Origin of the sequence: Gymnodinialimonas ulvae, assembly GCF_037543845.1 — a bacterium.
In the GTDB taxonomy this organism is placed as follows: domain Bacteria; phylum Pseudomonadota; class Alphaproteobacteria; order Rhodobacterales; family Rhodobacteraceae; genus Gymnodinialimonas; species Gymnodinialimonas ulvae.
The window spans coordinates 782,503-795,117 of the sequence record NZ_JBBIFX010000001.1; the positions used below are offsets into that span (position 1 = coordinate 782,503).

The 12,615-nt window shown below is 63.9% G+C and carries 9 protein-coding genes; 4 read left to right on the plus strand and 5 right to left on the minus strand.

Translation table 11 applies throughout. The features are described from left to right. Window positions 1–104: 104 nt before the first annotated feature. Both mfd and V8J83_RS03805 read right to left on the minus strand, forming a co-directional pair. Window positions 105–3,554, minus strand: coding sequence for a transcription-repair coupling factor (mfd, locus tag V8J83_RS03800; protein WP_339983638.1), 3,450 nt, complete (start codon window positions 3,552–3,554; stop codon window positions 105–107). 65 nt (window positions 3,555–3,619) lie between these two features. Beyond that, the gene (locus V8J83_RS03805) at window positions 3,620–4,138 is read right to left on the minus strand and encodes a component of SufBCD complex (RefSeq protein ID WP_339983640.1); all 519 of its coding nucleotides are present in this window, start codon (window positions 4,136–4,138) and stop codon (window positions 3,620–3,622) included. Window positions 4,139–4,283: 145 nt separating this feature from the next. Between V8J83_RS03805 and hemB the strand changes: the two genes are divergently transcribed. The 4 genes from hemB to V8J83_RS03825 all read left to right on the plus strand — a co-directional run bounded on the left by hemB (window position 4,284) and on the right by V8J83_RS03825 (window position 9,048). Then, complete coding sequence (gene hemB, locus V8J83_RS03810) at window positions 4,284–5,282, plus strand: porphobilinogen synthase (RefSeq protein WP_339983642.1); 999 nt, start codon at window positions 4,284–4,286, stop codon at window positions 5,280–5,282. Window positions 5,283–5,420: 138 nt separating this feature from the next. Continuing rightward, complete coding sequence (locus V8J83_RS03815) at window positions 5,421–5,981, plus strand: lipid-binding SYLF domain-containing protein (RefSeq protein WP_339983644.1); 561 nt, start codon at window positions 5,421–5,423, stop codon at window positions 5,979–5,981. Window positions 5,982–6,056: 75 nt separating this feature from the next. Then, window positions 6,057–6,521 (plus strand): DUF302 domain-containing protein, encoded by a 465-nt coding sequence (locus V8J83_RS03820; protein WP_339983646.1) that lies wholly within the window; start codon window positions 6,057–6,059, stop codon window positions 6,519–6,521. Window positions 6,522–6,570: 49 nt separating this feature from the next. Continuing rightward, on the plus strand, window positions 6,571–9,048 hold the full coding sequence (locus V8J83_RS03825; RefSeq protein WP_339983648.1) for a penicillin acylase family protein: 2,478 nt from the start codon (window positions 6,571–6,573) through the stop codon (window positions 9,046–9,048). Window positions 9,049–9,510: 462 nt separating this feature from the next. Here V8J83_RS03825 and V8J83_RS03830 read toward each other — a convergent pair whose 3' ends face one another. The 3 genes from V8J83_RS03830 to hfq form a co-directional block, all read right to left on the minus strand. Further along, on the minus strand, window positions 9,511–10,875 hold the full coding sequence (locus V8J83_RS03830; protein ID WP_339983650.1) for a sensor domain-containing phosphodiesterase: 1,365 nt from the start codon (window positions 10,873–10,875) through the stop codon (window positions 9,511–9,513). Window positions 10,876–10,956: 81 nt separating this feature from the next. Beyond that, entirely contained in the window at window positions 10,957–12,207 is a 1,251-nt protein-coding gene (hflX, locus tag V8J83_RS03835; RefSeq protein WP_339985975.1) for a GTPase HflX, read from the minus strand. A gap of 53 nt (window positions 12,208–12,260) precedes the next feature. Next, the gene (gene hfq / locus V8J83_RS03840; protein ID WP_025312876.1) at window positions 12,261–12,494 is read right to left on the minus strand and encodes an RNA chaperone Hfq; all 234 of its coding nucleotides are present in this window, start codon (window positions 12,492–12,494) and stop codon (window positions 12,261–12,263) included. Window positions 12,495–12,615 lie beyond the last annotated feature (121 nt).

Sequence of the window (12,615 nt, forward strand, 5' to 3'; positions counted from 1 at the left end):
TCGTCCTTTCGGGGCTTTTACCGCAAAACGGCGGCGCGCATCAATGCGCCTGGCTGACATCGCCGCGTTCTGTCGGCCATCGTGTGCGGCGTTATCCTGCGGTCTCAGGCCTTCGCGGGCGCCTTTCCCTCGGCATGCATCGCAAGGTCACGCGCAATCGCGAAGGCACCTTTGATCTTGTCGCTGTCCTTGGCCCAGTCCCGGCGCACGACGATCTTATTGTCGCGCACCTTGGCCAGCCCGTCTTGGGCTTGCACAAAATCCACAAGGCCCGCGGGGCTGGGAAATTTGTCGTTGTGGAATTGGATCGTCGCGCCCTTGGGCCCGGCGTCAAGCTTGGCGATATGGGCGCGTTTGCACATCGCCTTGATCCGCACGACCAACAACAAGGTGTTGACCTCTTTCGGCAATTTGCCGAACCGGTCGATCAACTCCCCCGCGAAGCCTTCCAGATCGACCTTTGTTTCCAATTGACTCAGCCGCCGGTAAAGCCCCAGCCGCACGTCGAGGTCGGGCACATAGGCCTCGGGGATCAGGACCGGCACACCAAGGTTGATCTGCGGCGACCACTGCCCGTCATCGCCCAAAACCCCCTCCGCCTCGCCCGAACGGATCTTGGCAATCGCCTCCTCCAGCATGCTTTGGTAAAGCTCGAAGCCCACCTCTTTCACATGGCCCGATTGCTCCTCGCCCACGATGTTGCCCGCGCCGCGGATATCGAGGTCCTGGCTTGCAATCGTGAAGCCCGCGCCAAGGCTGTCGAGGCTGCCCAACACGCGCAGACGTTTCTCGGCCGTAAGCGTCAGCTTGCCGCGCGGTTTCGTCGTCAGGTAGGCATAGGCCCGCGTCTTGGCACGCCCCACCCGGCCGCGGATCTGATACAATTGCGCCAGTCCGAACATGTCGGCGCGGTGGATGACCATCGTGTTCGCGGTCGGGATGTCGATACCGGATTCCACGATCGTCGTCGCCAGCAAAACGTCGTATTTGCCGTCGTAGAACGCCACCATCCGGTCGTCCAATTCGCCCGCCGCCATCTGCCCGTGGGCTGTGATGAACGTCACCTCTGGCACGTGTTCGCGCAGGAAATCCTCGATCTCGGGCAAGTCCTGAATGCGGGGCACCACGTAGAAGCTCTGTCCACCGCGGTAATGCTCGCGCAAGAGCGCCTCGCGGATCGTGACCGCGTCGAATTCGCTCACATAGGTGCGGATCGCCAAGCGGTCGACCGGCGGCGTTCCGATCATCGACAGGTCGCGCACGCCGGACAGCGACATCTGCAACGTGCGCGGAATCGGCGTGGCACTCAGGGTCAGGACATGCACATCCGAGCGCATTTCCTTCAGCCGCTCCTTGTGCGTCACCCCGAACCGTTGTTCCTCGTCGATGATCATCAGGCCGAGGTTCTTGATCTTCACCTGTTTCGCCAGGACCGCATGGGTCCCGATCACCAGATCGACCGTTCCATCGGCCAGGCCCTTGCGCGTGGCAGCGGCCTCCTTCGCGCCCACGAACCGCGACAATTGCCGTACCGTGACCGGAAAGCCGCGAAACCGGTCCTGAAACGTCTTGGCGTGCTGGCGTGCCAACAAGGTCGTAGGCGCGATCACGGCCACCTGCATGCCTGATGCGGCCGCCACAAATGCCGCGCGCATCGCGACCTCGGTCTTGCCGAACCCCACATCCCCCACCACCAGCCGGTCCATCGGCCGCCCCAGCGTCAGGTCGTCGAGAACGTCCGCAATGGCCGAAAGCTGATCGTCGGTCTCCTCATAGGGGAAGCGCGCGTTGAACGCCTCCCACATGTCGCCGGGCGGCTCGTAGACCGGCGCAGAGCGCAGCTCGCGTTCGGCGGCGATCCGGATCAGCTTGTCGGCGATCTGCCGGATGCGCTCCTTGAGCTTTGCCTTCTTCGCCTGCCACGCGCCACCGCCCAGTTTGTCAAGCAAACCTTCATCGTGGCCGTAGCGGCTGAGCAGTTCGATATTCTCGACCGGCAGGAACAGCCGATCCCCGCCGGAATATTCCAGCGCCACACATTCATGCGGTGCGCCCGCGGCTGTGACGGTTTGAAGCCCGGTGTACCGCCCCACGCCATGATCGACATGCACCACCAGATCGCCGGGGCTGAGGCTTTGCGCCTCGGTCAGGTAATTCTCCGCGCGCTTGACCCGGCGCTTGGGCCGGATCAACCGATCCCCCAGCACATCCTGTTCCGAAATGACCGTCAGGCCCCCGCCCGAATACCCCTCTTCAAGCGGCCAGACGGTCAGGTTCACACTGCCCGGCCCACCAATCTCGCGCGCATCCGACACGCGCTTGATATCGCTCAGGCCCTCGTCATGCAAAAGCCCTTCCAGCCGCTCGCGCGCGCCCTCCGACCAGCTTGCGATCAGAACCGCGCTGTCTTCACGTTTTGCACGAACATGACCCGCCAGTGCCCCGAAAAGGCTTAGGTTTTCCTGCTGTCGCTCAGGCGCGAAACTGCGCCCGATCCGCCCGCCTGCATCGATCACACCGGGCCCCAGCGCTGCCGTGTGTACCGACAATTGCATCACGCGGTGCCCGGCCACTGCGGTGTCCCATGCCGCATCATCGAGATACAGCAACTCCGGCGGCGCGGGCTTGTAGACCGTATCGAGCCGCCCCTTTTGCGTCAGCGCCGTTTTGCGGGTGTCGTATTGGTCGGTGATGCTGTCCCACCGCGCCACGCGCTGCGCGTCGGCCTGATCATCCAGCGTGATCGTAGCCCCCGGCAGGTAGTCGAACAGCGTCTCCAACCGCTCATGGAAGAACGGCAGCCAATGCTCCATTCCTTGCGCCTTACGTCCCGCCGTGACCGCCTCATAGAGCGGATCCTCCGATCCACCCGCCCCGAATTCGACCCGGTAATTCTGCCGAAACCGCGCAATCGCCGCCTCGTCAAGGATCACTTCGGAGACCGGCGCCAATTCCACTCGGTCAAGTTTTTCTGATGTGCGCTGGCTGACCGGATCAAACCGCCGCGCGCCGTCCAGAACGTCGCCAAACAGGTCAAGACGCACCGGCTGCGCCTCGCCGGGGGGCCAGACGTCAATGATTCCGCCACGCACAGCGTAATCGCCAGGCTCTGTCACAGTGGGTGCCTGCACATAGCCCATTCGTACCAGGAAGGTGCGCAACGCGTCTTCGTTGATGCGCCCGTTGACCGTGGCCACAAAGGCCGAGCTTGCCAACAAATCGCGCGGCGGCACGTATTGCGTGGCCGCGTTCAGCGTCGTCAGCAGGATGAACGGTCCCTCGAGGCCCCCCGCCAAGTTTGCGAGCGTGGCCATGCGTGCGGCCGAGATTTCGGCCTGCGGGCTGACGCGATCATAGGGCAGGCAATCCCATCCGGGGAATTCCAGCACCGGGACAGTAGGGTCGAAGAATTGCAACGCCTCCGCCATGGCGCGCAGGCGCTTGTCATCGCGCGCCACATGCACGACCGCGCCCTGCGCCGCCTCGCGCAGGACCAACGTCGCATCGAACCCTTCCGGGGCTCCGCCGCACAGGATGTGATCGGGATCAGCCATGGAGCGCCTGACCTACGCCGCGCGCGCCCCGTGTCAAGGCGTGCATCGCGCCGCGCGGTCCCGCATCAGCCGAGCGGACCGACATTCATGTTCTGATACATGCCCCAGAAGGCGGTGATGAAGATGAAGACCACGCCCATCATCTGCACGATCAAACGGTGCTGGCGCAGCATGCCGGGCACGTTGGCGTAATCGCTGTCGTGCAAGCGGCGCGAGGTCCAGATGCCAAGCGCCAGGACCAGCATCGATGGGCACAGCAACAGGAATATCGCCTGGCTGAACTCCACCCCGTAGATCCAGCCGGTGATTGCCAATCCGGTCAGAAGGAACGTCGCGAAGGCCATCGCCGGCACGCCCGAGGATTGCGCGTATTGCAACATGCGTTCCGCGTTCATCCGGCTCAGCACCATCATGTCCGCCTCCGCCCGCGCATCCCCGCGTTTGGCGCGGCTGACAAGGTGGTACGGCACGCCAATGGTCCAATGGCTCAACGACGACCACAGGATCGCCAAAACGATCCAATACCACATGTTCGAAAACGACCTGAGGTTGATCACTTCGGTGACGAGATCGAGAAAATCCAAGGGGTGCTCTTGTTCGCTATCGGCAGAATTGCGCCGTTATAGGCACGCCATTCGTCAGTGGCCAGCCCCCCGCGCGGCGCTTGCGTGACGGGCGTTGCCGTGGCACCTCTGTCAACAGTTTCTGACGATCGAAAGACCTGACACGATGCGCGCCAACCAAGCCCCCTTCCCCCTCACCCGGTTCCGGCGCACCCGCGCCAGCGCGCCCCTGCGCAACCTCGTGCGCGAAAGCAACCTTAGCGTGCATGACCTGATCTGGCCGGTCTTTGTCTGCGATGGCACCCGCGAGCGTCAGAAGGTCGCCTCCATGCCCGGGGTGGAACGGCTGTCGGTCGATTTTCTGGTCGACGCCGCGCGCGAGGCTGCCGCGCTTGGCATTCCGGCGATCTGCCTCTTTCCCTACACCGACCCGGCGCTAAAAACCGAGCTCTGCGAAGAGGCCTGGAACCCCGACAACCTTTCGAATCGGGCGACGCGTGCGATCCGCGACGCGGGCATCGGGATCGCGATCATGACCGACATTGCGCTCGATCCCTACAACATCAACGGCCACGACGGTATCGTGCGCGACGGGGTGATCGTGAATGACGAGTCGGTCGATGCGTTAGTCAAGATGGCCCTCGCGCAGGCCGACGCCGGCGCCGATATCCTTGGCCCGTCTGACATGATGGACGGCCGCATCGGTGCGATCCGAGCGGCGCTGGAGGAAAATGGCCACACCAACGTGACGATCATGTCCTATGCCGCGAAATTCGCATCCGCCTTCTACGGCCCGTTCCGCGATGCGGTGGGCGCGTCCGGCGCGCTCAAGGGCGACAAGAAGACCTACCAGATCGACCCGCTCAACGCCCGTGAGGCCTTGCGCTGTGTCGAGCGTGACCTGCGCGAGGGGGCCGATATGGTGATGGTCAAACCCGGCCTGCCCTACCTCGACATGTGCCGCCAGGTGAAAGACCGCTTCGGCGCGCCGACTTATGCCTACCAGGTCAGCGGCGAATACGCGATGATCGAGGCGGCGGCGGCCAATGGCTGGATCGACGGCGAAAAGGTGATGCTGGAATCGCTGATGGCGTTTCGGCGGGCGGGTTGCGATGGGGTGCTGAGCTACTTTGCCCCTAGGGTTGCGCGTCTGCTCAACGGGTAGCGGGGGCATCGGCAAAAACCTGCAGATATTGCGTCTTCCCGGATGACAGCCGCGCCATTTCGGCGTATTGTTGCCGCCAAGGACCGGGGCACGAAGCGCCGGCACGAGGCAATTTAGGCATATAGGCAAGGTAATCCCATGGCAGATGGTCTTTCCAGACGGTCCCTTCTTCTCGGCGCAGGCTCGCTTCCGGTGCTGGCGGCTTGCGGCAACCCGCTCGGTAATTCAAACGGCCCCCGCATCGACAGCCGCGTCGATCAAGCGCTCGATTTCATGGTCACGCAGGTGCCCGGCACCCAGGATCTCGTCAACAACGCCTCTGGCATGCTGGTTATGCCGCTGATCACCGAGGCGGGCTTCGGGTTCGGCGGCGCCTACGGGCGCGGCGCGCTGCGGGTCGGCGGGGCGACGGTCGATTATTACTCCGCGGTCTCGGGCAGCTTCGGCCTGCAGATCGGCGCGCAGCAATATGCCCACACCCTGTTCTTCATGACGCAAGGGGCGCTGGCTGAATTCCGCAACACCGTCGGTTGGTCCGTCGGCGCGGACGTGCGCTACGCCGTGAACACAAATGCGGGCGCGCTCGGGTTCGACACTGCCACCCTGACGGAGCCGGTGATTGCCGTGATCTACGGTCAGGCGGGTCTGATCATTGGCGCCACCCTCGACGGAACCCGCTACACGCGTATCATTCCATAATGCTCGCGCAACCGTGACTGGATGCGGCCCCCGGGTCGCGCCATCCTCCACGCTGACCCGATCGGAGGCCTCGTCATGCTGCGCTACATCCTCGCCCTTCTGCTTTTCACCCTGCCCGCCCAAGCGCAGGAGACCGTTGCCGATCTCACCGTTCAGCCCGGCTGGCAGGTGCGTGTGACCGAGCATGATTTCGATACGCTGGTCGACCGCACCCGCGCGGCCATCGGCGCAAACGGCATGGCCGTCGTCACCCAGGCGGGGCCGACCGGAGCCGCCGCCCGTCGTGGGGTCGAGATCCCGGGCAACCTGGTGATTGGCGCATTCAATAACGATTTCGCCGTCCGCCTGCTGCGCCGCTCGACCCACGCGATGATCCACGCGCCGATCCGGCTCTACGTGACCGAAAACGCGGACGGCACCGCGACGCTTTCCTACATCGCGCCCTCGACCTTGCTTGCGCCCTATCCGGACACCGACGATATCGCGTCCGAACTCGATACGGTCTTTGACGCCATTGCCGAGGCCGCCGCAGCGCGGTAGACGCGACGCGCACGCCCCCGTTGGCCCCTCTGCAAAGGACCGCCCGAGCATGATCACACTGTTGCGATGGCTGACGCGGTTTGTCGCCGCCGGTATCGTCGTCGTGGTCCTGTGCGTGGCGCTGGCGTTCTGGATGGCAGGCCGCTCGATCCCGGATTACGAGGCCGACTGGACCGTGCCCGGCCTCGACGGCGAGGTCGAAATCGTGCGCAACACCGCCGCCGTCCCGCATATTTTCGCACTGACCGACCACGATGTGCATTTCGGCCTCGGCTTCGTCCACGCGCAGGACCGCCTGTGGCAGATGCTGATGCTGCGCCGCACAGCACAGGGGCGGCTGTCGGAATTGTTCGGGACACGGACGCTCGAAATCGACGATCTGATGCGGCGGCTGGATCTCGACGGCCATGCCAGTCGCTCGCTCGATGCCTTCTCCGACGATAGCCTTGGCGCGATGCAGGCCTATGCCGACGGCGTCAACGCGTGGCTTCGGCTGGTGGGCTCCGAAGCGCTGGGACGCGGCGCGCCGGAATTGTTCCTGTTCGAACCCGAGATCGCGCCGTGGCGGCCCAATGATTCCGTCGCGATTTCCCTGCTGGTGGCCTTCGACAGCGCCACCCACCACGAATACGAAATCCTGCGTGCGCGCACTTCGCTGGCCCTGCCCGAACCCGAGCGCATCGCCGACATCATGCCGGACGCGCCCGGAACGGGCGCGGCCGAGCTTGGCGATATCGCCGCGCTCCTGAACCTCCCGCGCAGCGCCTTTGCCGATGCCGGAGGCTCCGCGCCGCGCGATCCGCTCCATCCGCACGCCCAGGGTCTCAACCGGGGGGCTGCGTCCAACGTCTGGGCGGCCGCGCCGTCACGGTCGGCGGCGGGCGGCGCGCTGATGGCGTCCGATCCCCATGTCACGCTCACCGCGCCCTCGACCTGGTATCTGGCCCGTCTGGAATTGGCGACCGGTGCCGTGATCGGGGCCACGATCCCCGGCATGCCAAGTGTTCTCAACGGACGTTCGGAACGCCTCAGCTGGGGCATCACCGCCGCCTATCTCGACGACATCGACCTTTATGTTGAAGAGGTGAACCCCGACAATCCGCAGGAATACCGCACGCCCGACGGGTGGGCCGCGTTCGAGACCCGGCGCGAGATTATCGAGATCGCGGGCGAGGCCCCGGTCACGATCACCCTGCGCGAAACCGAGAACGGGCCCGTCATTCCCGGCTCCCACTTCGGGCTGAGCAACGTGACCCCGGCGGGCCATGTCATGGCGTTGCGCTGGACCGGGGCGAGCGATGAGTTCACCTCGATCCAGACCGGCCTGCGCCTGATGCGCGCGCGCTCTGTCGAAGAGGCGCTGGCCGCTGGCGAAGATTTCGTCGCCCCCGCCGCCAACCTGTTGGTCGCCTCCGCCGAGGGCGAGATCGGGATGCAGGTGATCGGTCACATGCCCTGGCGCCTGATCGAACATGAGACGCAGGCCCGCATGCCTTCGCGCGGCTGGATCGAGGGCAATCGATGGCAGGGGATTACGCAATATTTCGCCAATCCCACCTTTGTCGATCCCGAAAGCGGGGTCCTGGGCAACACCAACAACAAGATGGTCGACCGCGATTTTCCACTGCACCTGTCCTACCATTGGGGCGACACGCAGCGCATCGACCGGCTGAGCGGTCTGATGGAGGCCCGCGCTGTCCACACCCGCGACAGTTTCATCGAGGCGCAGCTTGATACCGTATCGCCCGCCGCGCGCAATCTCTTGCCGCTGGTCGCGCGCGATCTGTGGTTCACCGGCGAGCCCGCCGCACCCGGCACGCCCGAACGCCGTCGCCAACGCGCGTTGGAACTTCTGGCCGATTGGAACGGCGAGATGAACGAGCATCTGCCCGAGCCGCTGATTTTTGCGGCCTGGATGCGCCATTTGCAGCAGCGCCTGATCCGCGACGATATCGGCCCGCTGGCCGATGCGTTCTGGCAAGTCGAGCCGGTGTTTCTCGAACGCGTGTTCCGCGATGTGGACGGGGCCGCGATCTGGTGCGATGTGCGCCCGTCCACCGCTGACGAGAGTTGTACCGACATCGCGCGCGCCGCGCTGGATTCGGCGTTACAGGAACTTGAGGAAACCTATGGCAGCGACGTCGAAAGCTGGCGTTGGGGGGCCGCGCACGAGGCGCTGCACGAACATCCCGTTTTGGGGCAGACGCGCCTGTTTTCGTGGATCGTGAACATCCGGCAGGCCACCTCGGGCGGCGACTTCACCCTCAACCGTGCCGCCACGCCCGGAACCGGTCCTGAACCCTATCTCAACACCCATTCTGCGGGCTATCGCGGGGTTTATGATTTCGCGGATCCCGACAGTTCGGTCTTCGTCATCGCCACCGGCCAATCGGGCCATCCGCTCAGCCGACACTACGACGATCTGGGCGATCTCTGGCGCCGCGGCGAATACGTGCCCATGACGCTCGATCCCGACCTCGCCCGCGCCGGGAACCTCGGCATCACACGCCTCAGCCCCGCCCAGTGACCACGATCACGTCGTGCCGTTTCCCCGTGGTCCTCGCCGCGCTGACCTGTCTTCTTGCGACCGCGCCGCACTCTCTTCACACTGCCTTTGTGCTCACCGATATCAAGCAAGTAACGGATATCCGTCTCGTTAAGTCCCATCCGTGAAGACCGGGCCGCTTGCGTTGATCCCGTCACGTGCCCTTCTTCGTCTGTCTGGACCGCATAAATGGGTTCGCTTGACCCTTGACCCGCGCCCCGCGTCCGGGCGCGAATAGCCCGAACTCCTGAGGCCACGTATGCTGGTATCGCTTCATGCGCGTCACGAACGCGGCAAAAGCATAGCCAGCCACCTCCAACCACTCCGCTCAACCGACACTTTCAACACAACAGGCCGCGCCGAAACCCCAAATCATGGCACTCTGATCCTGGCCCAAACATCCACGATACGCCAAAGATCTTGATCCCTGGCCTTGTCTTCATCTCATCCGTCGCTGCCCGATAGCCGCAGAAAGCAATCCTTCTGCATCCATCCGATTACCAACAGCGCCACCGGGCATCCTCTCCAAAGTCCCCCCGGCGCAACCCTCAACCGATCAGACGCGCCTGGCCCTCGGATGCGGCGCGCGATGGCCAGCGCCTCGTCAAGCGGCATCGGTTTGCCAAGCAACCAGCCCTGCCCCCGATGGACGCCCAGATCTCGCAGCGCGGCGGCTTCGGTCTCCGTCTCGATCCCTTCGGCGACCAGAACCGCACCGGTCTCTGTCGTGTAGTGCATCAACGCCGCGCAGAGTGTGCGCAGAACCGGATCCTGATCGATACCCGACACCAGCGAGCGGTCAAGCTTGATCATCTCCGGGCGCAGCCGCACGATCTGTTGCAGGCCGGAATAGCCCGCCCCCGCATCATCCACCGCGATCCGTACGCCGATCTGGCGCAACGCATCCAGCGCGCGAGCGAAACTGGCCGCATCATTCACCGCAGCATGTTCCGTCACCTCAAGCACGATGCGTTCGGGCGTGTGGTCTGCGAACAAAGCCGCCAGATGGCCAGTCGCCACCAGATCCGGACCGGCATTGACCGAAAGGTAAAGCGGCTCGGGCAGGATCGGCAACACCGCCAGGGTGGCCTTCAGAACGCAAAGCTCAAGCTCCAAGCCCAAACCAATCGCTGCCGCTTCATCGAACCACATATCCGGGCTGCGCTTCGGATCGGCGTTGAACCGGCACAAGGCCTCGAATCCCGACACCTCGTTGCTCGCGAGATCGAAAATCGGTTGGAACACCATGCGGAAATGCCGGTTGTTCATAACCTCGCGCACACGGGACTCCGCTTCTTCGGCGATCTGGCGCGCTTCCATGCCGTCCTGCACCTCGGCCTGCGCAAGGCGGGCAAACATACGCATGATGTTCAGGTCACGCAGGTTCAGGCCCGAATTTGCCTTCGGACTGAGGCAGCAAAACATCCCGTAAACCGAGCCATCACGGCGATGGATCGGCACGCTGATATGGGCGCCAATGGGCAGCGCGCGGGTGATCGGCAAGCCCAAGGCAAGCGCATGATCGGCGGTGTCGGGGATCAATTCCGGCAGATCTCCGTCGAGAATATGCTTGCAATACACCTCCGTCAGCGGCTTCGCATCGCCGGGCTTGACCAGATGCTCATATCCGGGCGCGTCGACGGCGCGAAACACCGTCTTATCGCCCACCATTTCAGAGAGATAGGCGATTTCCATCCCCAAATGTGTGCGCACGTCATGCAGCGCTTCCTGCACCACATCGGGGGCCTGAAATGCAACCAAACGGCCCCTGTCAGGCCCGAACAGATCGGGCAAGTGCATGTCAACCATAACGCGTCCTTACGTAACCAAGTCCGCCTTGCTATCGCATGGCCGGGTTAAATCTTGGTTGCGAGGGCTACGATCCGGCACTCACAATGCGCGGAACGCCTTTTCCTGCCGCGCCGTCCACACCACTTTCAGCGTCGTCTCAAGCTCTCCGGACGTCTCGTCTTCCACAACGCCAGCTTCGAAAAGCCACGCCCGTTTGCGCCCCTCCGCATGGGACAACGTCACCTGCGTCTCATGGCGGGGGGGCGACAACGCCTCGGCCACGGCGGTCAGCATCGGACCCATCCCCGCACCGGTCAGCGCCGAGGTCGCAAAGATATCATCGCGCCGCCCGGCCTCCGTCTCGCGCGCCTGCGCCTGTTCGGGGGACAACCGGTCCAGCTTGTTCCAAACCTCGATCAACGGCGCGCCCTCGGCCACGCCCAGATCGCCCAGGATCTTCTCCACATCCTCGGCCTGTTCAACATGTTCGGGATGGCTGATATCGCGCACATGCACAATCAGATCGGCATCCAGAACCTCTTCCAACGTGGCACGGAACGCGGCCACCAATTGCGTCGGCAGATCGCTGATGAAGCCGACCGTGTCGGACAGGATCACATCGGTTCCGTCGGGCAGTTTCACGGCGCGCATCGTCGGGTCGAGCGTCGCGAAGAGCATGTCCTTCGCCATCACCTCTGCCCCGGTCAGGCGATTGAACAACGTGGATTTTCCGGCGTTCGTATAGCCAACCAGCGCAACGATCGGATAGGGCACCTTCTTGCGCGCCGCGCGGTGCAGCGCGCGCGTTTTGACCACCTTGTTCAATTGCCGCCGGATGCGCGTTACTGCGTCGTCGATGGCGCGGCGGTCGGCCTCGATCTGGGTCTCGCCGGGCCCGCCCACAAAGCCCAGGCCGCCGCGTTGCCGCTCCAGGTGAGTCCAGGCCCGCACCAGCCGCGTGCGCTGATAGCTCAGCGCGGCCAGTTCCACCTGCAACACCCCTTCGCGCGTGGCGGCGCGATCGGCAAAAATCTCAAGGATCAGGCCCGTGCGATCCAGAAGCTTGCAACCCCATTCCTTTTCGAGGTTGCGCTGCTGCACCGGGGTCACCGGCCCGTCGATCAGGACCAGACCGATGTCCAGCGCCTCGATCAGATCATGCAATTCCTCGATCTTGCCCGATCCGAACAAAAGGCCCGGTTGCGCACGCGGCAGGCGCACAATCTGCGCATCGACCACCTCAAGATCCGGCAGCGCAGCCGCCAGTGCCACGGCTTCGCCCAACGCGGGCTCGGGCGCGCGGAGGGTGCGGTCGGACTGGATCTCGGGATGCAAGACAAGCGCGCGCATCGGGCCGTTGCCCAATGCGGCTGCGTCGTCGTCATCCAATCGGTTGGATGCGCTCACTCTTCCCCGTCGTAGAGGTTGATGGGCTGCGCCGGCATCACGGTCGAAATCGCGTGCTTGTAGACAAGCTGACTTTGTCCGTCACGTCTTAGCAACACACAGAAGTTGTCGAACCAGGTGATCACCCCCTGCAACTTCACGCCGTTGATCAAAAATATGGTGACTGGAACCTTTGTCTTGCGGACGTGATTCAGAAATGCGTCCTGCAGGTTTTGTTTATTTTCGGCCATTAAACATCACGCCCCGTTGGTTTTTTTGGGCCAGGTTGATCCCGGCACCTCTCCCGCGTTAACGCACTATGTCGCCCTTCGCGGCGGATTTCCACCCCCCGTCAGGGACTTGGCTGCCGCC